At 38.6% G+C, this 25,101-nt stretch carries 28 protein-coding genes, 2 tRNA genes and 3 pseudogenes; 17 read left to right on the forward strand and 16 right to left on the reverse strand.

Translation table 11 applies throughout. From position 1 onward, the window contains the following. Nucleotides 1–124 precede the first annotated feature (124 nt). The 7 genes from HT734_RS08920 (at nt 125) to queF (ending at nt 3,675) form a co-directional block, all read left to right on the forward strand. A complete protein-coding gene (locus HT734_RS08920) occupies nt 125–505 on the forward strand; it encodes a MarR family transcriptional regulator (protein WP_173277884.1) in 381 nt (126 codons plus the stop codon). Between the two features lie 101 nt (nt 506–606). Beyond that, nucleotides 607–828 (forward strand): DUF4649 family protein, encoded by a 222-nt coding sequence (locus tag HT734_RS08925; protein WP_000570255.1) that lies wholly within the window; start codon nt 607–609, stop codon nt 826–828. Between the two features lie 15 nt (nt 829–843). Next, on the forward strand, nt 844–1,158 hold the full coding sequence (gene trxA / locus HT734_RS08930; RefSeq protein WP_001029581.1) for a thioredoxin: 315 nt from the start codon (nt 844–846) through the stop codon (nt 1,156–1,158). Between the two features lie 201 nt (nt 1,159–1,359). After that, complete coding sequence (gene queC / locus HT734_RS08935; RefSeq protein WP_000828768.1) at nt 1,360–2,013, forward strand: 7-cyano-7-deazaguanine synthase QueC; 654 nt, start codon at nt 1,360–1,362, stop codon at nt 2,011–2,013. Continuing rightward, nucleotides 2,013–2,456: a 6-carboxytetrahydropterin synthase QueD gene (gene queD / locus HT734_RS08940; protein ID WP_000464573.1), complete on the forward strand. Its 444-nt coding sequence runs from the start codon at nt 2,013–2,015 to the stop codon at nt 2,454–2,456. Before queC ends, queD begins: the two co-directional genes overlap by 1 nt. Beyond that, nucleotides 2,449–3,165, forward strand: a complete 717-nt coding sequence (gene queE, locus HT734_RS08945) for a 7-carboxy-7-deazaguanine synthase QueE (RefSeq protein WP_033679804.1) — start codon at nt 2,449–2,451, stop codon at nt 3,163–3,165. The genes queD and queE overlap by 8 nt, the downstream gene beginning before the upstream one ends. An 18-nt stretch (nt 3,166–3,183) precedes the next feature. Continuing rightward, nucleotides 3,184–3,675, forward strand: coding sequence for a preQ(1) synthase (gene queF, locus HT734_RS08950; protein ID WP_000082587.1), 492 nt, complete (start codon nt 3,184–3,186; stop codon nt 3,673–3,675). 242 nt (nt 3,676–3,917) lie between these two features. Here queF and HT734_RS08955 read toward each other — a convergent pair whose 3' ends face one another. Together HT734_RS08955 and HT734_RS08960 are read right to left on the reverse strand one after the other, a co-directional pair. Further along, nucleotides 3,918–4,586, reverse strand: a complete 669-nt coding sequence (locus tag HT734_RS08955; RefSeq protein ID WP_033679802.1) for an aquaporin — start codon at nt 4,584–4,586, stop codon at nt 3,918–3,920. A 144-nt stretch (nt 4,587–4,730) separates the two neighbouring features. After that, a complete protein-coding gene (locus tag HT734_RS08960) occupies nt 4,731–5,081 on the reverse strand; it encodes a helix-turn-helix domain-containing protein (RefSeq protein ID WP_033679801.1) in 351 nt (116 codons plus the stop codon). Between the two features lie 150 nt (nt 5,082–5,231). On the opposite strand from HT734_RS08960, the gene HT734_RS08965 reads away from it, so the two are divergent. Then, nucleotides 5,232–5,621 (forward strand): nuclear transport factor 2 family protein, encoded by a 390-nt coding sequence (locus tag HT734_RS08965; RefSeq protein WP_033679800.1) that lies wholly within the window; start codon nt 5,232–5,234, stop codon nt 5,619–5,621. 168 nt (nt 5,622–5,789) lie between these two features. Here the strand turns inward: HT734_RS08965 and pepF are convergent, their stop codons facing one another. The 9 genes from pepF to HT734_RS09010 form a co-directional block, all read right to left on the reverse strand. Next, nucleotides 5,790–7,586: an oligoendopeptidase F gene (gene pepF / locus HT734_RS08970; RefSeq protein ID WP_173277882.1), complete on the reverse strand. Its 1,797-nt coding sequence runs from the start codon at nt 7,584–7,586 to the stop codon at nt 5,790–5,792. 10 nt (nt 7,587–7,596) lie between these two features. Next, nucleotides 7,597–8,340, reverse strand: coding sequence for a 16S rRNA (uracil(1498)-N(3))-methyltransferase (locus HT734_RS08975; protein ID WP_173277880.1), 744 nt, complete (start codon nt 8,338–8,340; stop codon nt 7,597–7,599). A 1-nt stretch (nt 8,341) separates the two neighbouring features. After that, nucleotides 8,342–9,292, reverse strand: a complete 951-nt coding sequence (gene prmA, locus HT734_RS08980) for a 50S ribosomal protein L11 methyltransferase (RefSeq protein ID WP_033679797.1) — start codon at nt 9,290–9,292, stop codon at nt 8,342–8,344. Nucleotides 9,293–9,306: 14 nt separating this feature from the next. Continuing rightward, entirely contained in the window at nt 9,307–10,203 is an 897-nt protein-coding gene (locus tag HT734_RS08985) for a GIY-YIG nuclease family protein (RefSeq protein WP_173277878.1), read from the reverse strand. Next, entirely contained in the window at nt 10,204–10,632 is a 429-nt protein-coding gene (locus HT734_RS08990; RefSeq protein WP_000350642.1) for an NUDIX hydrolase, read from the reverse strand. A gap of 1 nt (nt 10,633) precedes the next feature. Continuing rightward, nucleotides 10,634–11,701, reverse strand: a complete 1,068-nt coding sequence (locus HT734_RS08995; RefSeq protein ID WP_173277876.1) for a M50 family metallopeptidase — start codon at nt 11,699–11,701, stop codon at nt 10,634–10,636. A gap of 18 nt (nt 11,702–11,719) precedes the next feature. Next, nucleotides 11,720–12,190, reverse strand: coding sequence for a DUF3013 family protein (locus HT734_RS09000; RefSeq protein WP_173277874.1), 471 nt, complete (start codon nt 12,188–12,190; stop codon nt 11,720–11,722). A gap of 291 nt (nt 12,191–12,481) precedes the next feature. Next, nucleotides 12,482–12,934, reverse strand: coding sequence for a type II toxin-antitoxin system HicB family antitoxin (locus HT734_RS09005; protein ID WP_173277872.1), 453 nt, complete (start codon nt 12,932–12,934; stop codon nt 12,482–12,484). 36 nt (nt 12,935–12,970) lie between these two features. Next, complete coding sequence (locus HT734_RS09010; RefSeq protein ID WP_001132287.1) at nt 12,971–13,150, reverse strand: type II toxin-antitoxin system HicA family toxin; 180 nt, start codon at nt 13,148–13,150, stop codon at nt 12,971–12,973. Nucleotides 13,151–13,780: 630 nt separating this feature from the next. Here HT734_RS09010 and HT734_RS09015 point away from each other — a divergent pair. The 4 genes and pseudogenes from HT734_RS09015 to HT734_RS09030 all read left to right on the forward strand — a co-directional run. Continuing rightward, nucleotides 13,781–13,972: pseudogene (locus tag HT734_RS09015) on the forward strand (CPCC family cysteine-rich protein); the annotation flags it as partial. A 9-nt stretch (nt 13,973–13,981) separates the two neighbouring features. Then, nucleotides 13,982–14,179, forward strand: a pseudogene (locus HT734_RS09545) (CPCC family cysteine-rich protein); the annotation flags it as partial. Nucleotides 14,180–14,381: 202 nt separating this feature from the next. After that, complete coding sequence (locus HT734_RS09025) at nt 14,382–14,591, forward strand: CPCC family cysteine-rich protein (RefSeq protein ID WP_084928232.1); 210 nt, start codon at nt 14,382–14,384, stop codon at nt 14,589–14,591. A 12-nt stretch (nt 14,592–14,603) separates the two neighbouring features. Continuing rightward, a complete protein-coding gene (locus HT734_RS09030; protein ID WP_004250255.1) occupies nt 14,604–14,765 on the forward strand; it encodes a hypothetical protein in 162 nt (53 codons plus the stop codon). Between the two features lie 63 nt (nt 14,766–14,828). On the opposite strand, the gene HT734_RS09035 is transcribed toward HT734_RS09030, so the two are convergent. After that, nucleotides 14,829–15,155, reverse strand: a complete 327-nt coding sequence (locus HT734_RS09035) for a hypothetical protein (RefSeq protein WP_033679789.1) — start codon at nt 15,153–15,155, stop codon at nt 14,829–14,831. Between the two features lie 2 nt (nt 15,156–15,157). Continuing rightward, on the reverse strand, nt 15,158–15,355 hold the full coding sequence (locus HT734_RS09040) for a hypothetical protein (RefSeq protein ID WP_173277871.1): 198 nt from the start codon (nt 15,353–15,355) through the stop codon (nt 15,158–15,160). 391 nt (nt 15,356–15,746) lie between these two features. Between HT734_RS09040 and HT734_RS09045 the strand changes: the two genes are divergently transcribed. From HT734_RS09045 to HT734_RS09060, 4 genes are all read left to right on the forward strand, one after another. Then, nucleotides 15,747–17,018 carry a replication-associated recombination protein A gene (locus tag HT734_RS09045; RefSeq protein WP_173277869.1) on the forward strand — a complete coding sequence of 424 codons (1,272 nt, stop codon included), beginning with the start codon at nt 15,747–15,749 and terminating at the stop codon, nt 17,016–17,018. Nucleotides 17,019–17,282: 264 nt separating this feature from the next. Then, nucleotides 17,283–17,355 (forward strand) — tRNA-Lys (locus tag HT734_RS09050). A 351-nt stretch (nt 17,356–17,706) separates the two neighbouring features. Beyond that, nucleotides 17,707–18,222 carry a DUF308 domain-containing protein gene (locus HT734_RS09055; protein WP_173277867.1) on the forward strand — a complete coding sequence of 172 codons (516 nt, stop codon included), beginning with the start codon at nt 17,707–17,709 and terminating at the stop codon, nt 18,220–18,222. Nucleotides 18,223–18,284: 62 nt separating this feature from the next. After that, nucleotides 18,285–18,357: transfer RNA gene (locus HT734_RS09060), tRNA-Lys, on the forward strand. Between the two features lie 140 nt (nt 18,358–18,497). Here the strand turns inward: HT734_RS09060 and HT734_RS09065 are convergent. Together HT734_RS09065 and HT734_RS09070 are read right to left on the reverse strand one after the other, a co-directional pair. Then, the gene (locus tag HT734_RS09065) at nt 18,498–19,586 is read right to left on the reverse strand and encodes an AI-2E family transporter (protein WP_070657341.1); all 1,089 of its coding nucleotides are present in this window, start codon (nt 19,584–19,586) and stop codon (nt 18,498–18,500) included. 9 nt (nt 19,587–19,595) lie between these two features. After that, nucleotides 19,596–20,885 (reverse strand): DUF308 domain-containing protein, encoded by a 1,290-nt coding sequence (locus tag HT734_RS09070; RefSeq protein ID WP_173277865.1) that lies wholly within the window; start codon nt 20,883–20,885, stop codon nt 19,596–19,598. An 805-nt stretch (nt 20,886–21,690) separates the two neighbouring features. On the opposite strand from HT734_RS09070, the gene HT734_RS09075 reads away from it, so the two are divergent. Continuing rightward, nucleotides 21,691–22,836, forward strand: coding sequence for a low temperature requirement protein A (locus tag HT734_RS09075; RefSeq protein WP_173277863.1), 1,146 nt, complete (start codon nt 21,691–21,693; stop codon nt 22,834–22,836). Nucleotides 22,837–23,361: 525 nt separating this feature from the next. On the opposite strand, the pseudogene mgaSpn reads toward HT734_RS09075, so the two are convergent. Beyond that, a pseudogene (gene mgaSpn, locus HT734_RS09080) lies at nt 23,362–24,838 on the reverse strand (virulence factor transcriptional regulator MgaSpn). Nucleotides 24,839–25,101 lie beyond the last annotated feature (263 nt).

The raw sequence follows: 25,101 nt of genomic DNA on the forward strand, positions 1-25,101 counted from the left end.
GCCAGCGTCCTTCTTGCCAGCTCTTTTAAAAAGTAGTATAATTATTGCATGCGCAATCAATTTATGAAATAAGCATTGTTCCAAGATCTATTTAATGTTTATAATTTTAATGAAAGGAGATACTATGACCTATTTGGAAAAATGGTTTGACTTCAATCGGCGGCAGAAAGAAATTGAAGGTCTCTTGGAAGAGACCATTGCCCAGCAGAGTGACCAAAGTCTGACCTTGAAAGAGTTCTACCTGCTCTACTATCTGGATTTGGCCCAAGAAAAATCTCTACGCCAGATTGACCTACCAGATAAGCTTCATCTGAGCCCGAGCGCTGTTTCTCGGATGGTGGCTCGCTTGGAAGCTAAAAATTGCGGTCTGCTTAGTCGCATGTGTTGTGATCAAGATAGACGCTCTAGCTTTATCTGCCTGACAAGTGATGGGCAAAAAACACTAGCCACACTACAAAAGGCTGTCGAAGAAAGCTTGGAAACTGGTTTGGATTTCTTGATTTAAGATGATTTTTTTAAAAAAAGTTGCGTGCGCAATCATTTTTCTTGACATTCTATTTTACAAGGAGTAAAATAAAGTCATCATTAAACAAAGGAGTTTTTAAAATGATTGAAATTACCTATCTAGATGCCAGCAAGAACGAAAGAACTGTAACGTTCGAATCTTATGAAGACTTTGATCGTTCACAACAAGCTTGTCTTATCGGCGTCGCAGACTACTACCCTGTTCAAAAATTGACTTACAACGGTCATGATTTGGACTACCATGGAACTTACGGAGATATCTTCTTCTATCTCAAGAAACAAGATTTAAGCCAATATAACTAAAAAAGGAGAAATACAATGGCAAAAGCAATTACAGATGCAACATTCGAACAAGAAACAAAAGACGGTTTGGTCTTGGTAGACTTCTGGGCAACTTGGTGTGGTCCATGTCGTATGCAAGGTCCAATCTTGGATAAATTGTCTGAAGAACTTTCAGAAGATGTTTTGAAAATCGTTAAAATGGACGTTGATGAAAATCCAAACACAGCTCGTGCCTTTGGAATCATGTCTATCCCAACTCTTCTCTTCAAAAAAGACGGCCAAGTTGTGAAACAAGTTGCTGGTGTACACACAGCAGAACAGATCAAGGCCATCGTTGCTGAATTGAGCTAATCACACTAGAGACCAAATACTTTCTTTGGTCTCTTTTTTCTTGCCCTTTGCCTTTTTTCAAAAAATATGCTAGACTGTAGGTAGAATATTACGATGTTTGGGACATGCCATCGCTAAAAAAAACCTCTACTTGGTATTTTTTAGCTCCCTCAAGGGAGCTTTTTGCGTGCTCTGAACATTTCCCATTTTGGAAGGAGTACTATGAAACGTCAATCTGCCTTGGTCGTCTTTAGTGGCGGTCAAGATTCTACAACCTGCCTCTTTTGGGCTAAAGAACACTATGAAACGGTCGAAGCCGTCACCTTTGCCTACGGCCAACGCCATCATCTCGAAATTCAAGTCGCTAGAGAAATCGCCAAGGAACAGGGGATTCGTCATCATATCCTAGATATGTCTCTGCTGGGGCAAATCACTGAAAATGCCTTGACTTCTGATCTGGAGATTGAGCAAAAAGAGGGAGAGGTTCCCAATACCTTTGTTGACGGTCGCAACCACCTCTTTCTATCCTTTGCGGCAGTTCTTGCTAAGCAACGAGGCATTAAAGATATCGTGACAGGTGTCTGCGAGACAGACTTCTCAGGCTACCCCGATTGTCGAGATGTTTTTGTCAAATCCCTCAATGTCACCCTCAACCTTGCTATGGATTACGACTTTGTTATCCAAACACCTCTCATGTGGCTAGACAAGGCTGAAACTTGGGAATTAGCCGACCAACTCGGTGCCTTTGACTATGTTCGTGAAAAGACCTTAACCTGCTACAACGGGATTATCGGAAGTGGCTGTGGAGATTGCCCAGCCTGCCATCTACGTCAACATGGTCTAGATGTTTATCTCTCACAGAAAGGAGAGGCCTAATGTTTTTTGCACCCAAAGAAATCAAACAGGAAACTGGGGAGTCTCTTGTCTACAATCCTCACAGAACCTTGGTATCAAAAGAGTTTACCTTCGATGCTGCCCACCACCTCTTTCACTATGAGGGGAAATGCAAATCCCTGCACGGCCACACCTATCATCTGCAGATTGCTGTCAGTGGATTTTTAGATGAACGGGGCATGACCTACGATTTCGGAGACATCAAAGCGATCTACAAGAACTACTTAGAGCCCCACTTGGATCATCGCTATCTAAACGAAACTCTTCCCTATATGAACACGACTGCTGAAAATATGGTTTACTGGATTTTCCAAACCATGAACCAAGAGTTACCAGACGAACGTGGTCTCCGTTTGGAATACGTTCGCCTCTATGAGACTCCGACTGCCTTTGCGGAGTTTAGACGGGAGTGGTTAGATGACTAGGGAACGTGTCCTCAAACTACCAGTTCTGGAAATTTTTGGGCCAACCTTTCAAGGTGAAGGCCGTGCAATTGGGCAGAAAACCATGTTTGTCCGCACTGCAGGTTGCGACTACCACTGCGACTGGTGCGATTCTGCCTTTACTTGGGATGGTTCTGAAAAACCAACTCGCATGACAGCTGACGAGGTCATTGCTGCCTTGGATAAACTAGGAAGCTACGACTACGTCACCCTATCTGGAGGAAATCCTGCTATCCTAGCAGCCAACATGGCTGAGCTAGTAACCAAGCTCAAGAAACGTGGTGTCACTCTGGCTGTTGAAACTCAAGGCTCTCGCTGGCAAAATTGGTTGAAAGACATCGACCAGGTTACTCTGAGCCCCAAACCTCCTTCATCCAAGATGGAAGTCAACTTTGAGACCTTGGACTTTATCGTTTCCCAACTGGATCCAGACAAGGTCACCTTTAAAATTCCTGTCTTTGACGATGCCGATTTGGCCTTTGCCAAAGGTATTCAAGATCGCTACCAACCAGATGTTCTCTTCTTATCAGCAGGAAATCCTGAACCCAAGGCCACAGGCAATATTATCCAAGATCAACTAGACCGTCTCAAAGAACTCTGGGAACGCGTCGCTACTGATGATAACTGGGGCAATGTCCGCGTCCTTCCCCAACTGCATACCCTCCTCTACGATAATCAACGTGGTGTTTAAAATTAGAAAGAAAAAATCATGTCACAACAAGAAGAAATGAAAAACCTAAGCCTACTAGGCAACAAAGAAACCAACTACATTTTCGAATATCAACCCGAAGTCCTAGAATCCTTTGATAATCGTCATGTGGAAAATGACTATTTCATCAAATTTAACTGTCCTGAATTTACCTCACTTTGCCCAATCACTGCTCAGCCAGACTTTGCAACTATCTATATTTCCTACATTCCTGACAAGCTCTGTGTTGAGTCAAAATCCCTCAAACTCTACCTCTTTAGTTACCGAAATCATGGAGATTTTCACGAAAACTGTATCAACACCATCGGTAAAGACTTGGTCAACTTGCTAGACCCTCGCTATTTGGAGGTTTGGGGAAAATTCACCCCTCGCGGTGGCATCTCAATTGACCCCTACTACAACTACGGTAAGCCAGGAACTAAGTATGAAGGCTTGGCAGAACAACGCCTCTTCCAACACGACCTTTATCCAGAGAAAATTGACAACCGCTAAACTCTTCGAACCGCGTTAACATCGCCTTGCCGTAGGTATAGGTTACTGACTTCGTTAGTCTTATCCACAACCTCAAAACAGTGTTTTGAGCTGACTTCGTCAGTTCTATCTACAACCTCAAAGCAGTGCTTTGAGCAACCTGCGGCTAGCTTCCTAGTTTGCTCTTTAATTTTCATTGAGTATAAACAAATACGAAAAAGCCCTGTTCCTCAAGATGAGGAGCAAGGCTTTTTGAGTTTCAATTATTCTTCTGTCCCAAGACAGTTTTTAGCAACGAGAGCTGCAAGAACACCACCAACGATTGGGGCAAGGATGAAAATCCATACTTGTTGAAGGGCTGCACCACCTACAAAGACAGCCGGTGCCAAGCTACGAGCTGGGTTAACTGAAAGTCCAGTAATATTCAATCCAACAAGGATCATAGCCATCAATGACAAACCAATTACCAAACCAGCGATCGCGCCATTGCCCTTGCTTGCTGATGTTACAGTCATGATAACCAAGACAAACAAGAAGGTTGCGATTGTTTCAAACAAGAAACCACCAAAGACAGTGACACCGTTTGCCAAGGCATTTTCACCAAGACTTGCAGTTGACATACCTGAATTTGCCAAGAGGAAAAATACAGAAGCAGATGCAAGGAAAGCACCGACTACTTGACCAAGGATGTAGTTTACAAGTTCTGAAGACGACAAACGTTTGTTAACAAACATAGCGATAGAAACAGCTGGGTTCAAGTGAGCACCTGAAACAGTTCCGATTGAAAAAGCTGCAACTACGATTGCCAAACCAAAAGCAAAAGCAATTCCAAGGTGTCCAAGACCATCAAGACCATTTCCAAAAACAACAGCTCCTGTTCCGATGAACACAAGCATGAACGTACCGATTAACTCAGCAACAAATTTTTTCATTTTCTTTCTCCTTTTTTCAAAAACTAGATACTAGTCTATCAAAAGTAAGAAAGGGTTTCAAGAAAATTGTTTGGAAATTTTCAGGTTTGACTTACTGTCTTTTAATTGAGAGATTCGATAAAAAATACATTCCCTATATAGGAATTATCTGTTATTTATCTCATTAGCATTTAGCAACTTGATATAATCCAGACCCCATTTCTCGACAGCATCTAAAACAACTCTGAATTCCTGTCCCATTTCGGTTAAGCTGTACTCAACTCGTGGGGGAACTTCCGCATAGACCTTTCGTTGAATAATCTTATCCTTTTCTAATTGACGGAGATGACGGGTCAAAATAGTTTGAGTAATCCCAGGCAATAATCTCTGCAATTCTTTAAATCGTTTGGTACCCGTACTCAACTGATAAATGATTACCAGTGCCCATTTCCCCGTTAAAACCCTCTGCGTTGTCGCAAATGGACAAATACCATACTCACTCACTTTATTTGTCATAAAATATCTTCTTTCTATTTTTTTAAAAAAATTTATCTTTTAGTATCAATAATAGTACTACTTTTGATACTAGCTATCAAAAAAGTGTCTACTTGTTTTTTTGTTTGTAACTGTTACAATTATATCATAAAAAAGAAATGGAGAATATATATGTCAACAAACTTAGAAATTTTCAATGCTTATAACCAAGCTTTAATTGCTGGTGACTTTCCTGGTGTCTTTGAAACGATGGCAGACGATATTATCTGGCATCAACCTGGTACTCATAGTATATCTGGTACAGTTGTTGGTAAGGACAAGCTAGGAACTCACCTGGCTACATTTGCTGAGAAAACTAATGGAACCTTTAAGGTGATAACAAATTGGGTTTCTGACAATGAGGATTTAATCGCAGCCAATGTTACTTTTCTTGGAACACGTGCTGATGGTACTGAACTCAATATGAACGGGATTGACCTCTTCCGCATTGAAGACGGAAAAATCAAAGAAGTTTGGCTCTTCTCTTCAGATCAAGCTGAAGAAGATAGCTTTTGGGGATAATTAAAGAGGCAGGGACAAAAAATTTCGATTTCAGGAATTCTTTATTATAAATTTTTAAAATCGATAGATTAGAAAAAAAGCGAACAAGACAGAATTCTGAGTGTCAGATAACTCGTTTTGTTCGCTTTTTATATTTAAGGTTAGACTTTTGTCCCAGACTCTTTTAATTTACTCTCCCAACTGGGCACTGTAAGCGATGATCTGATCAACTGTGTCTGATAAGAACTGAATAGTATCACGAAGTGGTTTGTCTGTTGAAATATCTGCTCCGATAATCATGGCTGACTCAAGTGGTGTCTTGCTACCACCTGATTTGAGGAGATTGAGCCAGTCTTCAGCTCCTGTTTCTGAATGTTTCAAATGAAGGTAACCCGCAGTAGAGATAACAAGACCTGCTGAGTAGGTGTAACTATACAAGCCCATGTAGTAGTGAGCTTGGCGCATCCAAGTCAGAGCCGCATCGTCGTCAATCTCAATGGCATCTCCCCAAAAGTCTGTCAATACTTCCTTCATAATGCTGTTAAGTTTGCTTGCCCCAAAGGTTTCCCCTTCTTCAATCAATGTATAGACCTTACGCTGGAAGGCTGCTTCCAAGAGGTGGGTGATGAAGTTATGGAAGTAGGTATCTGTCAAACGGTGAGCCAGAGCGAAGCGTTTTTGACGAGGGTCGTCAGACTGGTGCTCCAAGTAGTCACTGAGGAGCAATTCATTAAAAGTTGACGGTGCTTCAACATAGTAGGTCGACATGTGGGCGTTGAAGTAGCTCTGGTGATTATCTGAAAAGATGAATTGACCAGAATGCCCGATTTCATGAATCAAGGTATAGACATCGCTCAAACGGCCTGTCCAGCTCATGAGAACATAAGGATGCACGCGATATGGGTCCGCTGCATAGCCACCAGAATCCTTACCACTATTGGCAGCAAAGTCCACCCAGCGTTCTTCTTGGTAACGAGCAACTTCCTGACAATATTCTTGCCCCAAGGGTTCTACTGACTTCATGACCAACTCATAAGCATCGTCAATAGTCACTTGAGGATTTAGAGCGCTATCTAAGTCTAATTTCCAGTCTGCAAAGGTCATCTTTTCAAGACCGTTTACCTTAGCAACGTGCTTGAGGTATCTCTGAGCAACTGGCGCAAAATCTTTCATTATGAGGTCAATCTGACGGTCAAACATGGCACGGTCCACTTCTTGCTCAGCTAAAAGATAGTCAAAGACTGAGTCATATCCCTTCATATCTGCCAATAGTTTTTCAGACTTGACTTGGGCTAGATAGGCCGCTGCAGCCGTATTTTGGTGCTTACGAAGACCTTCTGAGAAGGAACGGAAAGATTTCTCACGAACCTCAGCATCCTCATGGTTTTGGTAGAAATTTTCATAGGTCACAAAGCTGTTTTTGTAGGTCTTGCCATGAGCTTCAAAGTCAGACATTTCGAAATCCCCAGCTCGCATCTTAGTATAAATGTCCTGCGGACTGTAGAAAACTTCACCGAGATTGGTCAAGGCCTTCTCCACATCAGCCCCTAGATAGTGGGCTTTTTTGATTTTTGCCTGACGAATGGCAGCTGTTAAATGAGGTAATTCACCCAAACGGTCCAAGACTTTCTCGTCCGCTGCCACCAAGGCATCGTCAAAAAAGGTCAAGGCTACGCTGGCATCTGTTTCAAATTCCATCCCAGCTTGGGCAATGTTAGCAAATTCGTCATTGCTATAGTCTGTCGTCTGAGGCATAAAGCCATAGTTTCCAATATGGCTCATCTGAATGTAGATTTGTTCCAATTCCGCAAAGGCCTTTTCAAAATCCTCAAAAGTGTGAAGATTGCCCTTGTAATCACGGCTAAACTGGTTGATGTCTTCGCGAGCCTTCTCGATCGCACGTAAGAAATCCTCACGGTCTTGGTATAGGGCTGTTAAATCCCAAAGTTCCTTCTCTGGAAATTCTGAACGGTGTTTTTGTTCCATTTTCTTCCTCTTATTTCTCTAATTCTAATAAAACACTAAGGGCTGATAAGGCGTAAAGCGGTGCTGTTTCTGCTCGCAAAATACGAGGACCAAGACCTGCCAAGACTGCTCCCTTAGCTTCAAAACTCTCGATTTCCGCAGGTGACAGACCACCTTCTGGACCAAAGATAAAGAGCAATTTGGCTCCTGTTTCAAGAGCAGCGACTGCTTGTAAGAGCGCAGCGGCTTCTCCTTCTTTGGCCGACTCTTCATAAGCTACTACGACGCGGTCAAACTGGTCAAGTTGGGCTAGGAAGTCTGCCTTTTGCTCAAACAGCTTGATGCTTGGAACAACATTACGCTTGCTTTGTTCTGCTGCTCCAAGGGCGATTTTTTCTAGTTTTTCAACCTTTTTACCCAACTTCTTGCCATCCCACTTGGCAACGGACCAATCGGCAGGAAAAGCCCAGATTTGGCTGGCACCGAGTTCGGTTACTTTTTGAGCGATGAACTCCAACTTGTCTCCCTTTGGAAAGCCAGATGCGATGGTCACTTGGACTGGCAGTTCCACATTGTCAGCTAGCTCTTCGACCAACTCAAACTGACGATTTTCCACATCTAGCACACGCGCCAAGCGCTTAATCCCATCATCAAAGACTAAGGTAACCTCATCATCTTCCTTCAGGCGCATAACCTGAAACATATGCTTGCTGGTTTCCTTGTCCTCGATGGTGACAGGAGAGTTAGCACTGCCTTTGACAAAATACTGCTGCATCCTAGCCTCCAATCACACCTGAAATATCCTTGGTCTTCTTGAAAACACAGGCATTCCATTCCCCTTGAATCATGTGGGTTTCAAGGAAAAATCCAGCTGACTCAGCCGACTCGCGCACCATGTCCCACTTGTCCTTGATAATTCCACTCATGATGAGGTAGCCTTCATCCTTGACCAAACGATAAGCATCATCCGTCAGATGAATGAGGATATCCGCCAAGATATTAGCCACAATGACATCTGCCTCAATCTCAACATCCTTAAGTAAGTCTCCTGCTGCTACATGGATGTTTTCCATTCCAGGGTTGAGTTCAATATTTTCCTGAGCAACTCGAACTGCTACATCATCCAGATCGTAGGCAAAGATTTCCTTGGCACCAAGTAGCGAGCTGGCAATAGAGAGAACCCCTGAACCAGTCCCCACATCCAGCACCGTTTCGCCACCACGAAGAACCTGTTCCAAGGCAAAGAGACTCATCTTGGTTGTTGGGTGGGTTCCCGTTCCAAAGGCCATACCAGGGTCTAGCTTGATAATTTTTTCTCCCGCAGTCGCCTCATAGTCTGTCCAAGACGGCACGATGGTCAAATCATGAGTGATACGAGCTGGCTCATAGTATTTCTTCCAGTTGTCCGCCCAGTCTTCCTCAGCCAAGGCAGTCGTCCCCATTTTTACTTCTCCCAAATCCATAAAATCTGTCAATTCTGCTAAGCGAGCCTGTAAGTCCGCCTCAACCACTGCCACATCCACCGTGTCAGGGTAGTAGGCCGTCACCACAATTTCTTCTTGTTGCTCAACCTCTGGGAAAATCTCACCAAAGCGGTTAACATTTCCCACATAGTCCATACTGTCTTCAATCGCAACACCTTGTGCTCCTAGCTCAATCAAGAGATTGGAAACCAACTCCTCTCCCTCACGCTTCACTGTAACTCTTAACTCTTGCCATGTTTCCATTTAATTTTTCCTTATCAATCTATTAATTCTTCTAATTCTTTTAAAGTTCTTCCATCCTGATTTTTCCAATCAGTTCGTCCGTTCGTTTGCATACCCAGCAAAAAAGCCGCTGCATAAGAAGGACTAGAAAAGAGTTGTTTTTCCTTTAACACTCCATCTTGAATAACCTGTGAATCTATTAAATTCTGACGCATTTCTTTTAAACTTGCTGGAAGGTTAGGAGAATCCATTATTTCTACTTGACTTCCTTCTAAAACAACAAAACCTTCAGTTGTCCGTTCACAAGTTGCTTCTATTACTTTGTTAGATTTCTTAGTTTTACGCTTTAAATAAAGATAAGTTGAATGATTATCAGTCAAATCTTTACTAACTTCCTTTGTCATTGGAACAAAAACACGATAACCTAAAGTGCCGATAATCATTAGTGTATTTTCAATAATTTCGTCCAGTTCAGATTCCTTTTCCTCAGTTACATTACCAGGATTTGGATCATTCCCATTTTTCACAATATAGCGACCAGCTTGTTTAGCAAGTTGAGTAAATTTATTTTCCAAATAGCTAATTTCTGTTGGACCGAAAGAATTATTTTGAGTTGTTAGAATTATGACGTCATTAAAATAATCTGCGTGAGTATCGCGGGTATGCTCTTGAATTCGCAACAATACCCCTTCACCATTTTTCCGAGTTATCGCCTGACCAATATAGGTCACATCTTTCTGTTTATCTTCATCTCGACCAAATAAGAAATAAATACCACTTTGTTTCATTTCATCACGAGACTTCAAATCTCCCAACTGAATACGAGGTATTTTGTAAATCACTCCCGTCCAATTTGACAAAGTACATTTGATTTTTCCAGTTACTTCACCATCCATGAGAAACATATTGATATTTTTGCTACGCTTTGCCATTTATCGAACTTCCTCCAAATAATCTCTCACTCTATCCTGCAACTGAGGTACAACTTGACTGGAACTAAGAAATTCCTCAACATTCATGAGCTGATAGCCCTGTCCTTCATCACCAAAGGTGATATTGTCAAACTGTTCTTGACTTAGCTGACCAACCATAAAGACAGAGTGCCGATCTTCATAGAGCATACTTGGATAAACCTTGCTCCAAAGCAGACAATTCTCAGTCAGATGAATTCCCAGTTCTTCATAAACTTCACGCGCTGCGCACCCAAAAGGGCTTTCATCACCTTCACGTCCACCACCTGGCAGTTCCCACATATTGGGCCAGGGAATGCTTGCCTTATCATCGCGTAAGATAGTCAGAAGCTTATTCCCACAAAACAAAGCAATCTTACAGCCTGTGAAATCAGAAATCTCTATGTCCATGTCAAACTCCTTTGTCTAATTCTTGTTCCAGCTCTGCTAACCAGTTCTCATAATAGCTTTTCTCGTCCCTCAACATGCGACTAGTATTCATTTTCTGTCTAGCAGTCTTCATAGCCTTGCGAGTTTTAGCTACATCATTCTTAACTTTAAATTGATACCAGGCTTGAATCATTTGCACATCTGCCATTTTTAGAGATAAAAAGGATTTAACGCTTCGAATACTTGCATATTCCTCCGCTTTCTCATGATCACCTTCTAGCAAGGCGATTTGAAGAAGGTTTAGTTGGCAAAGAGTTTCAGACATCGAGTGTTCTGTTCTCTCTAGTAAAGATTGAAATAGCTCTTTAGCTGCCTCTAAATGACCATCCAATATGAAAACCACTCCCTGAAGAGTTTCAATACTTTCTGCGAAACTCCCTCTCGCATCCTCATCAACAGTCATGGTAAAATCTTTCAAATCATATTTTTGAGGAGCCAGCAAAGTTTGAGCAGAATGTCTCAATACCAAGTAGGCGTATTTGGTATTTTCAGGGTATTGTAGCAATTCCCAGATTTTTGCTCCATCGGTGATTCCGACTGGCAAAACGTTGTTTAAGAAGAAAGATAAATTTAGAAAAATCCAAGTGCCTGCAAAATACCAGCTTCTTGTCAAAAATCCAAAAAGTGTTGCCAATAATATCAAGCAAAGGTGAACTATCAAGCCACCTGAAAGCATTAAGATGATTCTTTGATCACTTTCATTCTCTTTTAAACCAATATACTGAGCACCAACATTTTTTATAACTGCTGTTCGACTAAGATGAAGCCTTCCTGACTTTTTGGTTAAAAGAAAGTTCCCTAATCCAAAAGCCACCAGACGATAGCCTGTCAGATAACCACAAAATGCATGACCAAGCTCATGAAGAATAAAGATTACATACATGCTTAGAAGAGCGAAGGCATATCCAAAAGTAAAGACTAAAACTGCGGAATACCCCAACTCTGCAAATGCGATTGTTCCACAAGCAAAAGCTAGCATCATCACAAGAACAGACACTGTCTGAATCAAATACGTCACAATTTTTTTCATAAACTCTCCCAATAATCCCTAGTATCTTGGATAAGGATAAAATTCTCCCTCTTCCAAGCCTACTTTTCCTTCTTCAAAGACTTCTGGGTTCCATTCCATGACAAATTCTTCTGCTTCTGGGTCTTCCAAAAAGTCCATAAGGGCATCTAGTCCAACCTCGGCAGTATCTTTAAGGAATAGAGCAAAATAAGCTAAAAATTCACGAGAAAAACCTTTTTTAGGCAAGTAAGGGATGACAGTCAAATAGTCTTCCTCATTGACGGTTGACTTGGCATGGTTGTAAAAAAGTACAGCTTCTTCAAAAAGGATATCATCTGACGAAACCTCTCCTTCTTCATCCACCATCTCCACACCTGTAGCATTTTGCGCTTCCAATAGAAAACTCACTTCAACTGCGTGGTTACGCTTGTCCCAGCTAATCTCAAAATCAAAGGGAAAATTCTTCTCCAACTCTTCCTCTAAAACATCTAAAAATCCGTATGTTGCCATTTTGTCCTCTTTCTATGCGACTCTTAAATCGCCCCGATTGCTCGGAAATATGCTAAAATAGATACTACCATCTTACCACAAAATTATTTTATGTCCTAATTATACCATATTACCTCATTTAAACCCTTGGTATTAGTGATTTTCTTAAAAGTCTGATTTCTTTATTTTTCCTGAAAAATCAATATAAAAAGCCCTCAAAAGGGCTAAGAAACCTATAAAATCAATAGACAAGTAACTAGCACAATTGAACGTGCTTTTTTATTGACTATTACCACGATACCACACTTAATCTTAGGCTTGAATTTTCTTATCTGCAATAGCATCTGTCAAAGTCTGAGAAAAGTTAAGTCCCATTTCTCGTCCCAACTTATCTGCCCATCTTGGTATGGTCAAGGTCTTTTTAATTGGTTCCTGACTTCCTAGGTATTCTAATACATCAACAGATACCATAGAAATAAAAGATTTATCAAGGTCATAGGTTGACACGAAATCTTCATCATCTTTAAAAGGATCATTATCAATTAAAGACAAGCTATTGATATCTGATGGCTGGGGCAAATCTTCATCATTCTCTATCAAATCTGCAACAGTTATGCCTAACCACTCCGAACCCATAGCCAAAGCCTCAGAAATCCCCGCACCTTGTGTAGCTGAGTATTCAAAATCCGGAAAATGAACAAAATAAGTCGCTTTTACCTCATCTGTATCATCATAATAAAATAAAGCTGGATATGTCACTAACATTTCACTACCTCCATATCAAAAAGCAGGGGCTGAATTTTACAACCCAGCTTGCTTTCTTATCCCTCTTTCAGTGTACTTATTCAGTTCACCATGAGGGATTGTGATAGGTCTTTCCCCTTGCTTCTCCATTTTAATATGAGAACCTTTACCGCCTCTAGTCTTTATCCAACCATGAGCCGTAAGGAGTTTAACCATCTCTTTTTGTGTCATAGGCATAGCGCTTTTACCTCCTGACAACACCATTATAACACGTGCTACACGTATTGTAAAGGAGTAATACTTATTATTCTCTTATACATAAAAGCCCCTAGATGTGGTTCTAAGGGAAGTCTTATATAAACGGATAAGCAGAACTATCAGAGTTCCTGCTTTTCTCGACCCACTAGAAGTGGCTCGATTGAATCTTAACATTACTTCTCCTCTCTTCATTAAAAAATGATTATCACCCAAAATTATATTACGATTTTTCTAAAAGACTAGCAAAAACTACTAAATCAATACGTTCGGTAGAAGAGAAACTTGCATTGTCAGATAAACTGTTTCATCATTTACCATACTTTATTCATTAGTAATATCACTTGATTTGAAGTATAATATTGGAAAGGAAATCAGTAATGAATTTAGAACAGTATTTAGGGAAAGAAGTTAGGATTGTTTTTGTTGACGGGCAAATTTTAGAGAGTCATTGTAATAGGCTTTACAGGGAAACTTGATACGGAAGATGAACTCTATGATGAAATTACAATAAGAACAGATAAATATCCATATGTTGGATTTAATGAATCTGAAATCGCATCAATAGAATTAACTCAAGACGGTATTACAAAATAACAGGAGTTGTTTATCATGAATAAAACTAAAAAAGAGAATTTAATTTTCATTGATGGTTGGGAGCATGTGCATTGCCCTGTATGTGGAACTTTAGTAGAAACTTATAATATTTGCGATGTTTGTCATTGGCAAAATACGGGAGCATTTAATATCGATGGTGGTCCTAATAAAATGACGCTTGCTGAAGCGAAAATGGCTTATAAAAGGAAGAACGACATGAATGAATCACAAAAGACTTGGGAAATTGACGGGGAAATCTGGATACATTGCCCTGTTTGCGGAACTGAAGTTATGGACTATGATATCTGTGACGTCTGTCGTTGGCAAAATACAGGTATTATAAATATAGACGGTGGTCCAAATAAAATGACTCTAGCTGAAGCTAAAGAAGCTTACGCAAGGAGAAAAATCGTAAAAATTCGAGAATTTGATACAGTGTTGTTAAAAAACGGTCAAACGGCGACAATTGTCGAAAAGTTAAGTGAAGATACTTTTATTGCTGACATAGGAGATTCCCCGAAAGACTGGGATACCATAACAATTACAATCAATGATATTGAAAAAGTAGTGTATAGAAATAGCTAATAGATTTGTATAGTGTTGGGAGTAACCTTAAATGAATAAGACTGGAAAAGAGAATTTAATCATTATTAACGGTAGCGAATATGTCCATTGTCCAGTATGTGGTACTGTTACAGCAGTGTATGATATCTGTGACGTCTGTCAGTGGCAAAATACAGGAGAAACTAATATAGATGGTGGCCCTAATGAAATGACACTAGCTGAAGCCAAAGAAGCTTACGCAAAAGGGATTCCAATAATATAAAAAGGAAAATTTATGGAACTTGAAAACTTTAACAATAAGGTTGTTAAAATTACTGATACTGACAATAAAACATATGAAGAGATTTGTCTTTTTAATGATAAAGAAGTCTATGATGAAGAATATCTATCAAAACAGGAAATAGATGGATTAAACTATTCGAGAATGAAATTGTAACAGTTGAAATGATCAACAAAGATTAAATGGAGTAAAAACTCCTTCTAATAGATAGCCACTATTTCACTTTTCAACCATGTTTATAATTTCTTTTAAGCTTGGTTTTGTTTTTCTGATTCTATCCCATGATCTCATTTTTAAAAAAGTCCCTAAATAGATACCGTTTATCTTTGGTAATTCGTTAGAAAGATTGTACTTCTCTCGAATCTCATCTTTATGACTTTCTACAAATTTGCTACGAGGTAAGCAATAAAAAATACCTTCCCCAAAATAACTTAAATCTTCATCAGATAGTTCAATAAGCTCTTCAGGTTTTACAAAAATCGCTCTATTAACTCTATCTTTGCCACTGGCAAAGGCTTTCTCCACAAATCTTTTATCTAGTCCCATCTTTATTTAACTCTCTCAAATTGTTTTAGTTCCAGAACAGTCAGTTCTTTAAATTCTTTTCCTGTTTCGTTTAAATATTTGTTAATTTTTCCAAGATTGTATTTCATAGGTGCTGATTTCACTCCATTTGGTAAACCAACTAGTCCGTCAAATTCCATAAATGCCTTATTTTCAGGTAGCTTTGAATTTGAAGTATTCATCTAGTTCCATTTTCTCCTTTTCAAATATTACTATCTAAATTTATATCTACTATATACTTTATCAAGAAAACTTCCTAACTTGGTAATTCCATCATTTCCATTCCTTATCCCTCTCTTTTCATTATAGTTCATGCAATAACATCTAGCAATATTATTTCTCAAATCAGCAATTCCACTTCTTTAGGCTTAACTATCATATTTTGAGCTTTAAGGAAAATCAATTCTCTCATGCTGATACCTCTCCTCATTAAATTAAATAGTCAAACAGATTCTATCTTACACCCTGATTATTACAAAACCATTGAAATATCACAACTAATAGGCTAGAATGGACATAGTAAGATATATTAGATGAGTCATTCTACTCAAATCCACGCTAGAAAGGACTGCTATGCCAGACAATCTCGCGCTTCGCATGCGCCCTAAAACCATCGACCAGGTCATTGGTCAGGAACATCTGGTCGGGCCTGGAAAAATTATCCGCCGCATGGTGGAAGCCAACCGCCTGTCCTCCATGATTCTTTATGGACCTCCGGGAATCGGCAAAACCAGTATTGCCTCTGCCATCGCAGGAACGACCAAGTATGCCTTTCGAACTTTCAATGCGACAGTTGATAGTAAAAAACGACTGCAAGAAATCGCCGAAGAGGCTAAATTCTCTGGTGGTCTCGTCCTATTACTAGACGAAATCCATCGTCTTGACAAAACCAAGCAAGACTTTCTTTTGCCACTCTTAGAAAGTGGACTAGTTATCATGATTGGGGCTACAACTGAAAATCCTTTCTTCTCTGTCACTCCTGCCATTCGTAGCCGTGTTCAGATTTTTGAGTTGGAACCTCTGTCTAACCAAGACGTCAAGGAGGCCCTGCAGATAGCTCTAAGTAACTCTGAGCGTGGTTTTGATTTTCCAGTAGAACTAGATGAGGATGCGCTGGATTTCATCGCAACTTCCACAAACGGAGACCTTCGTTCTGCCTTTAACTCACTAGACTTGGCCGTTCTCTCTACTCCCGAAAATGACAAGGGCATCCGCCATATCACTCTAGACATCATGGAAAATAGCCTGCAGCGGAGCTACATTACAATGGACAAGGATGGAGACGGTCACTATGATGTTCTATCTGCCCTGCAAAAGTCTATCCGTGGCTCAGATGTTGATGCCAGTCTTCACTATGCTGCCCGCTTGATTGAGGCTGGTGATTTGCCAAGTCTCGCGCGTCGCTTGACCGTTATCGCCTATGAAGATATCGGTTTGGCCAATCCTGAAGCCCAGATTCATACCGTGACTGCTCTGGATGCTGCCCAAAGGATTGGTTTCCCAGAAGCCCGCATTCTCATTGCCAATGTCGTCATTGATTTGGCCCTTTCTCCAAAATCCAACTCAGCCTATGTAGCTATGGATAAGGCACTTGCCGACCTCAAAACATCAGGGCACTTGCCTATTCCGCGACACCTGCGTGATGGGCACTACAGCGGAAGCAAGGAACTGGGGAATGCCCAAGACTATCTCTATCCACACAACTATCCTGGAAATTGGGTCAAGCAAGACTATCTGCCAGAAAAAATTCGTAATCATCACTATTTCCAAGCAGAAGATACTGGTAAATATGAACGGGCTTTGTCTCAAAGAAAGGAAGCTATCGACCGTTTGCGAAAAATCTGAAATCCTTTTCAAAAAATTGCACTTTCCTCTTGATTTTTTTTGAAAAAGTGGTATCATATAAACATAGAAACGCTGTGGTGTACGACTTCACACTTAAGTGTTGACCGACTATTTTTTGTATTATTAGGGAAACAAAAGTCTTCTAACAGCATGTAGGCCGTCTCACACGGAAACAGCTTCAGTTAGAGCGAGTTGCCCACCTGCTTAATTGCGCGGGTTCAATACAAACCGTGAAGTTTCGGCACCAATACAGCTTTTTTCTTTGCCTCCTTAGCTCAGCTGGCAGAGCAGCGGACTCTTAATCCGTGGGTCACAGGTTCGATCCCTGTAGGGGGCATCTAAATACAACAGGAAAAAGCCTTGATTTACAAGGCTTTTTTGCTTATCTATAACTGATTTGCCTCATCATTTGCCCCACTTTTAAATCTATCTTTTCTTTTTGAATCAAATTACATCTTAACAAATAGTGTAAAGCCAGTTACTTTTGCTTTGATGCCATACAATATTTTCATGTAGAGAAGACAAATTCTATCTTCTCTTTTTATTTTCAAAATAATAAAAACTGATTTTCTTTTCATGAATCAGACTGAAACTTCCAAATTTTCCATTTAGTTTATTGATATTTCCTCTAAAAAGGTGTATAATATTTTTGTTATCAAACTATACTATATAACAGGATGGTATTGAAATGAAATTTTCTAATCGTTTATCGCTATTCCTTGCAGGAGTTATTTTTGTCCTTTTAGCACTCTTTCTATTTACAAACCCAGTAGCTAATCTTGTTGCTTACAGCTGGTGGATTGCATTTGGTTTACTGGTTTCTTCTATAGCAGCTATTTTAGGCTATTTCTCTGTACCAAAAGAGCTTCGCTCACCAGCTCATCTTTTCCAAGGGATTGTTAATCTTCTCTTAGCTCTTTACCTCGTTGCCTATGGCTTTGTGACGCTGCCAGTTGTCATTCCAACTATTTTAGGAATTTGGTTAATTGTAGAAGCCATTATAGTTTTCTTTAAAGGCAATCGTCTGGGATTGATTTTCCCTATTATTGGCAACCATATCATGTGGATAGCGTTGCTTGCATTTTTACTAGGTCTAGTGATTTTGTTCAATCCAGTAGCTACAAGTGTCTTTGTCGTTTATGTCGTTGCCTTTGCATTTTTAATTGTTGGTTTCACCTATATCCTTGATGCCTTTCGTAAATAATCTAGCTGCCATTTTGGGCATATTAAAATAGCTGGGAAGTTACATTCTCAGCTTTTTCTGTTGCCTCCTTAGCTCAGTTGGTAGAGCAGTAGACTCTTAAGCTATGGGGCGCAGGTTCGAGCCCTGCAGGGGGCACATCTAAATCAACAGAAATAAGCCTTGAAACCAAGGCTTTTTTTAACGTCTAATAGCTTTTTGTAGAAAAGTATTTAAAAATAAAAGAGAAGAGAATCTCTCACTCTCTTCTCAGTATATCTTATTAAATTTAGTTTTTCTTAATCTACCTGATTTTCCTTTGCAACGACAAATTCCTTAACCAATCGATAGATAACAGCAAATACGGGGGTAAAGAATATCATTCCAAGTAGTCCGAAAAGATTCCCTCCGATACTAGCAGCCGCAAGCGTGAAAATAGCTGGCAAACCAATAGACTGACCTACAACTCTAGGATAAATAAGGTTTCCTTCAATCAGCTGTATAACTTGATATAGAAGAAGAGAAAGTAAGGCTTGAGTAGGACTCACTGTGAAGATAAAAATCGCTCCCACAACACAAGCAATCATAGGCCCTACATAAGGAATGAACGATAGCACTCCTGCAAAGATACCTGTCATTACTCCATAGGGTATCCCAAACACGCTGTAACCAACCGCTATCATAACTCCTATGATAACTGCTTCAATCAGCTGACTCATCAAAAATTGGTCATAAGTCTCTAGTGCTACTTGTCCAATGTAAGTCAACTTTATCACCACCTTCTCTGGAAGAAAAACTTTTAGAAGTCGACTCGTCATCGCTGCCAAATGTTCCTTACTGGATAAAAATGAAAAGGTGAAGACTATAATCAAAAAGGCATTCATCAAACTTGAAAAAATATTGCCGATATTACTAGTCAGACCTGATAAAAAACCTATCAAAGCTTGGCTAATAGAACTAGATTGTCCCTGTATGCCTGATACGATAGTTGACAACATGTCTTTGGTTACAAATTCCGAGCTGCCTAGCAATTTCCCAAGTTGAGTAAGGACTGTTGAAAGGACTGTTCCCAGCTGACTAATAGTCTGAGCTAGGGTTGGCAGCACCAAAACCAAAAGAGCAATCACGATTAAGATAAGAGCTAGGAAAACAAGTACCATGGCAATCGGACGACGCAACTCTGCCTTTACCTTCAATTTAACTAAGTACTGTTCAATTTTTTTCATAGGAACATTAAGCACAAAAGCAATAACAGCACCATAAATCAAGGTTGATATTACATCAAAGAGAGAGATTGCTCCTGATATAAAGCTCGATGCATTCAGAATTACAAGAGCAACCAGCCCTATAAAAAGTATTAACGGGGTGTATTTTTTTACTAAGTTCATAAATTCTCCTTAATAAACATGTTTAGATACGACTATACTATTTGGTTTTTCAAACTCTCGATTAAGGTAGGCTTGGTAAGTTCCTGGAGCGATAAATCCTTTGGGTGAGAGGATATCGGTGCCAGCCTGACCGACTATGGTATCAGCCAAGAGCACACAGTTTGTAGATAAGACAAAGTAGGATTTAAACTTAGATTTGATAAATTTATAAAGTTCCCCATCTGTCTCATGTCTGATTTTATAAGCGTAGATGTAGTCTTCCTTACCATCACCTGTCATGATTTTATCTGCACTTGGCTCCCATGGAATCGTCAGTTGTTTCAATTCAGCCAACTTTTTCTGAACTGCTTTTTCCATTTCAGGCGTCAAATCTATCCCATAACCAAAAAGCGTTTTTTGACTCTCGCGTTTACATAGGTCAATGTACTTGTCACGATCACAGAAATATAAGACACCATCTCCTACCATGCCAAATAAGGTCTCAGAAGACGGATCATAGTTGCCATAAGAAATAACACGGCCTTGATAGCAGATATCCACATGACCAATTGCCGAAAACAGAGAGGTCTCAGCTGTATGAATAAAAATTTCAAGCTCCGCTGTCTTACCAGACTTCACCATTCCAAGATGGATATCCTCTCTCTCATCAGCATTTTCCTGCATGAATTTATTGATTTTTGCTAAAGTACTTGCAGGGATGAGAGCGGCTAGGACAATAGGTAAGCTAATTCTTACACGACGTTTGAGATGGTTTTTCCCAATTTCCTCCTCAAACAAGAAACCGTCACGGATATTGGACACACCATAAAGGAAAAAATAAGCCCCTAATACAAAGAGTTGAAAAACAGAATTTCCTGTAGAGGACAAAAGACTAGTCCCACCAAGAAAAACTAGTACGAGTCCATCTAGTAAGAGACGAAAACGAGGTCGAATTTTGTTTTTGCGGTAGAGAACATAGGTGACAAGGTTGATAGTAGCATGAAAAATCTGATAAACTCCAATCACAAGAGCCAAAATATAAATCGGCACATCCGTCGCAAGATTCGAGCCTAGCAAATATCCCAGCACTAACAATTTAACCAGCGCAACTCCCAAGGTGTCCGTTGACTGACTTTTTTTTAAAATACGTAATACTAAATCTAAGACCGTTGCTATCCAAGCTAAAAACAGAACCAGTCGAATAACCGTTACTGGCAACCAAGTCCCCGTGACCATCAAGATGAGACCTAGCAGAACAAACAAGAACCCCTGAGCAAGTAATTTCTTACCTGTCAGACCTAAAGATAGAATTTTCGCCATATAAAAACCTTTCAACAATAAAAATTAAACACTCCGATTAAACTGACTAGTAAATAGCCAACACTACAAACAGCCTGTGCCAGCAACATATGGTGACTAGAAATGACTGTAGTAATGTCACCATCTTGTCTTATGCACTTCTAAAATTTGTTATATTGATTAGAAACCAGAGCTTATAAAAACTAGCTAAACTCGAGAGATAGACACAATTGCGACGAAAAAATGTATAACCAATTCAACTTGTTAAGGTAAGAAAGCATTATTTCCAATCTATTAATTATTCATCTATTACCTATTATGACACAATATTCCCTATAGTTCAACTTTTTACTTGTTTTTATATTACACGGACTAAAAAGTTTTCAACAGTTGATTGCATTTGTTTTAATAAGTTTTAACCTTTCTTGGTTAGATAAAAAAAGAACCATACAGTTTAGAATCTGTATGGTTTTTGCCCCACTTTTGTCCCATTTTTAAATCATGACATTGAAAATACCTAAAATCACTTATATTTCAATATTTTTAATTGCTCTCAATATGAAAGTCCTTTCCAAATCCCTGTAGGGGGCATCTAAATACAACAGGAAAAAGCCTTGGAATCAAGGCTTTTTTGTGTAGTCTTAGCACTAAAAAACGATAGAAAAAACACCCCTTCTGAACTGCACCCCAAAAGTTAGACAGAAAAAACCTAACTTTTGTGGCGCAGTTCATTCGCGTCACATGAAGTTATTTAAGCATCTCCTTTTTTTTTTATTACCATTTTCTGTTATAATAAATTGTACTTCTAAAATAGAAAGGTCTTAAGATGACAACTCTTATTAAACATAAACGTGTAGAATTTTCAGAACTTTTTTATGACTTAGTTTTTGTTTTTGCAATTTCAAAAGTAACTACTTTAATTGACCATCTTCATAACGGTATTTTGACTTGGAATTCTTTCCTTGATTTTTTCATTGCTACTTTGGTTCTCATCGATTCCTGGATGATTCAAACCGATTATACCAATCGCTATGGAAAGAACTCTTTATTTAACATAGTAATCATGTTTATCAAAATGGGACTTTTACTCTTTATAGCCAATATGATTGGACCTGATTGGCAACAATATTTTCATTATCTCTGTTGGGCTATTGGTACATTAACCCTTACCTTATTTTTTCAATATTTGGTTGAATTTTTTAGAAAATCAACCGATGATGTTCATCGGGAAAGTATCAAAGGTTTTCTATGGATAACCGGTCTAGGAAGTTTAGGAGTCTACCTAGTAGCTCTTCTTCCTATTTACGTTGGAGTCTCTGTCTTATTTGCTAGTATTCTGCTAACATTTATTATGCCAATTATCTTGCTTAGTAAAGATAAGCATTACCAGGTAAATCTCCCCCATTTAATCGAGCGCATCTCCCTTCTTGTCATTATTACGTTTGGAGAGATGATTATGGAGCTAGCTAACTTCTTTACAATCGAGAATTTCTCGATTTATTCGGTTCTTTATTTCATTATTATGCTTTCTCTGTTCTTGTTTTATTTTGGTCAATTCGACCATGCTATTGATGAAGAATCTAATCAAAAGGGACTATTTCTAATTTACAGTCACTATCCTATTTTCATTGGACTTATTATGATGACCGTTTCGATGAGTTTTCTTCTGAATCCTGAAGCTAATCTTCTCTTTGCAACCAGCTTCTCTTATATCGGATTTGGCCTCTTTCAAGCTGCTGTCCTAGTAAATGGGCCCTATAACAAACACTATCTTCGCTATTCGAAAAGTTACTACTGTGTCCAAGCTACACTCTATCTGGCTGCCTTGATTCTCTCTTTAATCTTTGCTTCTAATCCTATAATAGTAGTAAGTATTACAACCATTTTAGCTCTAGCTATAGCTATTCATTCTATTTATTTTTATATGACACAGACTAAAAAACATTCCACACCTTACTGGGAGTTGTTTTAATGAGTTTATAAGATTAAAAAGCTTTGGGAACCAAGGCTTTTTTTTCATTAATTTGTTTTTCCATTTTATCCTCCAATTTGATCTCGCACTGACATTTATTTATAACAAAACTATATATCTAGAATAGCATAATCATTAGGTATTATAGGTTTTCAAACCAAATACGAGTCATTCGTTTTTGCCCCACTTTTGCCCCATTTTTAAATCCTGACATTGAAAACACCTAAAAGTATTTCCCTAAAATCAGCTATATTTCAACATTTTTGTTTATTTTCAATATGAAAAGTTCTTACAAATCCATGTAGGGGGCATCTACATACAACAGGAAAAGCCTTGGAATCAAGGTTTTTTTCGTATCTTCTACAAAAAAAGCAAGAGTTTTAGAGGACTATGACTCTAGATGTACATTTTACTTAAATGACTGAAGGTCTTTTCTTAATAAAAACACCCCAAAAATTAGATTTTTTCTGTCTAACTTTTGAGGTACAGTTCAAAACGCGAAATAGCATTTTTTATTTTAGGTTACTAATCTAATCGAATAAACATCATGGCATTTAACAAAGATATGAGTGAGACCGTGTTTATATTATTTGAATAGATCAGTCTCTTATTTTCAATCGGAGGAATAATAAAATTAGAAATGATGATATCATAAGGCGATTCTTCTAAAGATTCCTTTGATAATTCTAATTCAGTCCAAACTTCAAGTTCAAAATTGTTGCTGCAATAATAAGAAAGTGTCTCTGCAACGGATTTGGCATGATACTGATCAAAATTGCTCATAACCAGAACCTTCAGCTTTGGCTGATTTTGTAGTAAATTAAGCACCAAATGTTTGGTATGAGTGATGAAGGTATAAGATATATGATTTACCATCATTGAACTAGAACAAACCTCAAGAGTCTCTAAATAATGAGAAAGCTCTTTTTTTACATCTGAAACAAATTTAGGAAAAATATTTTGAAAATTCCTGATTGTATTCCCTTTTTGATCAAATAAAATAAACTCAGTGGACAACTCTTGACGATACAGATGTGCGGTATTATGCAGATGCCAAATCAGATTATCCTTATTCTCAATCTCAATCTGATACTTGACTGAAATCTGATCAATAAAATCACTCAATAGATGGTAAGATTTTTCAACATAACTATCCTTTTTTACGCATTTCATAAAGAAACTTTCATCTATGAAAAACATTTTTTGAAAGTAAGACACAAATAATTGGCAAACAACTTCCTCATCTAAAGAGATATTGTATTCTGATTCAAAACTCTGAGCAGCACCCTCTATTCCTTCTGCCTGCATTAAAAAATCCAAACTTTGGTCGTTAAAAGAATCTTTCTCTATTTCCATAAAATGACCAAACTTTATTCGATATAAATTAATAACCAGGAGCAGCTTTAGCATTCTATGCGTTGACAAATTCATTGGAAAGCTTGTTTCCTTATAAACCAATTCTAACAATTGAGATAGGGGCTCTGATGAAAAATTTTCAAATGGCCATTCTAGGAAATAATATTTTTCTGAAAAATATTGTGCAAAAAAGTAACGAATGTCTCTCTCATTTCCAATGATTTGAACAGGAGTCAGACTGATTTCAAATGGAAATTGCCTTTTAATCACTTTATTGATTTGGCTAATAATACGATAGAGCGAAGATGAACTGATATAGAATTCTTTACAAATACTTTCAGCTTGACAACCTTCATTAAAGAAGATAAATTCTAAAATCGAAAATGAGTTGAATGCTTAAAGAAATGATGGTAAACCATTTCAATATCACTATCATCGGTATTAATAATGCGTATACCATTAGTCGAAGAATGAAAAATCAAGTCAGGAAAAACAGATTTAACATGGGATAGATCATCTTTGACTGCATGTTCTGTACAATTTAGTAACTCTGCTAGTTCAGAACGATGAAACCATCGTTTATGTTCAAATAATAATTCTAATAATTCTAATTGCCTATGACTTTTTTAGATAATAAATCTCTCATGAATGTCTTTCTCTCTTTATAAATTATCGGATTAAACCTCTTGCAATTATACCACAAAGAATAGGTAGAACATGCTGTAACGACTTTTCCTAAATCTTTTATTTCGTATAATAACACTACAGAGACAATATATAAACAATTTTCTTATTTTACCGTCTATTGAGGGCGTGAATACAGAATCAAATTCAAGTCGAAAGATTATATTTTTAATTTTAAAAATTATATAATAGCAACAATCAAAGAATTTGATTTTTTTATATTAA

It is taken from the genome of Streptococcus sp. k-90 (assembly GCF_013277565.1).
Taxonomy (GTDB): domain Bacteria; phylum Bacillota; class Bacilli; order Lactobacillales; family Streptococcaceae; genus Streptococcus.

Coding starts and splice junctions, on each gene's coding strand:
- HT734_RS09045 (WP_173277869.1), top strand. CDS start 15,747: ATGCCAGACAATCTCGCGCTTCGCATGCGCCCTAAAACCATCGACCAG.
- HT734_RS09075 (WP_173277863.1), top strand. CDS start 21,691: ATGACAACTCTTATTAAACATAAACGTGTAGAATTTTCAGAACTTTTT.
- HT734_RS08925 (WP_000570255.1), top strand. CDS start 607: ATGATTGAAATTACCTATCTAGATGCCAGCAAGAACGAAAGAACTGTA.
- HT734_RS09055 (WP_173277867.1), top strand. CDS start 17,707: ATGAAATTTTCTAATCGTTTATCGCTATTCCTTGCAGGAGTTATTTTT.
- queF (WP_000082587.1), top strand. CDS start 3,184: ATGTCACAACAAGAAGAAATGAAAAACCTAAGCCTACTAGGCAACAAA.
- HT734_RS08965 (WP_033679800.1), top strand. CDS start 5,232: ATGTCAACAAACTTAGAAATTTTCAATGCTTATAACCAAGCTTTAATT.
- HT734_RS09035 (WP_033679789.1), bottom strand. CDS start 15,155: ATGGGACTAGATAAAAGATTTGTGGAGAAAGCCTTTGCCAGTGGCAAA.
- HT734_RS09000 (WP_173277874.1), bottom strand. CDS start 12,190: ATGGCAACATACGGATTTTTAGATGTTTTAGAGGAAGAGTTGGAGAAG.
- HT734_RS08985 (WP_173277878.1), bottom strand. CDS start 10,203: ATGGCAAAGCGTAGCAAAAATATCAATATGTTTCTCATGGATGGTGAA.
- HT734_RS09070 (WP_173277865.1), bottom strand. CDS start 20,885: ATGGCGAAAATTCTATCTTTAGGTCTGACAGGTAAGAAATTACTTGCT.
- HT734_RS08920 (WP_173277884.1), top strand. CDS start 125: ATGACCTATTTGGAAAAATGGTTTGACTTCAATCGGCGGCAGAAAGAA.
- trxA (WP_001029581.1), top strand. CDS start 844: ATGGCAAAAGCAATTACAGATGCAACATTCGAACAAGAAACAAAAGAC.
- HT734_RS09030 (WP_004250255.1), top strand. CDS start 14,604: ATGGAACTTGAAAACTTTAACAATAAGGTTGTTAAAATTACTGATACT.
- prmA (WP_033679797.1), bottom strand. CDS start 9,292: ATGGAAACATGGCAAGAGTTAAGAGTTACAGTGAAGCGTGAGGGAGAG.
- HT734_RS09010 (WP_001132287.1), bottom strand. CDS start 13,150: ATGCCTATGACACAAAAAGAGATGGTTAAACTCCTTACGGCTCATGGT.
- HT734_RS09025 (WP_084928232.1), top strand. CDS start 14,382: ATGAATAAGACTGGAAAAGAGAATTTAATCATTATTAACGGTAGCGAA.
- HT734_RS09005 (WP_173277872.1), bottom strand. CDS start 12,934: ATGTTAGTGACATATCCAGCTTTATTTTATTATGATGATACAGATGAG.
- pepF (WP_173277882.1), bottom strand. CDS start 7,586: ATGGAACAAAAACACCGTTCAGAATTTCCAGAGAAGGAACTTTGGGAT.
- HT734_RS08975 (WP_173277880.1), bottom strand. CDS start 8,340: ATGCAGCAGTATTTTGTCAAAGGCAGTGCTAACTCTCCTGTCACCATC.
- queE (WP_033679804.1), top strand. CDS start 2,449: ATGACTAGGGAACGTGTCCTCAAACTACCAGTTCTGGAAATTTTTGGG.
- HT734_RS08960 (WP_033679801.1), bottom strand. CDS start 5,081: ATGACAAATAAAGTGAGTGAGTATGGTATTTGTCCATTTGCGACAACG.
- HT734_RS08990 (WP_000350642.1), bottom strand. CDS start 10,632: ATGGACATAGAGATTTCTGATTTCACAGGCTGTAAGATTGCTTTGTTT.
- queC (WP_000828768.1), top strand. CDS start 1,360: ATGAAACGTCAATCTGCCTTGGTCGTCTTTAGTGGCGGTCAAGATTCT.
- queD (WP_000464573.1), top strand. CDS start 2,013: ATGTTTTTTGCACCCAAAGAAATCAAACAGGAAACTGGGGAGTCTCTT.
- HT734_RS08955 (WP_033679802.1), bottom strand. CDS start 4,586: ATGAAAAAATTTGTTGCTGAGTTAATCGGTACGTTCATGCTTGTGTTC.
- HT734_RS08995 (WP_173277876.1), bottom strand. CDS start 11,701: ATGAAAAAAATTGTGACGTATTTGATTCAGACAGTGTCTGTTCTTGTG.
- HT734_RS09065 (WP_070657341.1), bottom strand. CDS start 19,586: ATGAACTTAGTAAAAAAATACACCCCGTTAATACTTTTTATAGGGCTG.
- HT734_RS09040 (WP_173277871.1), bottom strand. CDS start 15,355: ATGAATACTTCAAATTCAAAGCTACCTGAAAATAAGGCATTTATGGAA.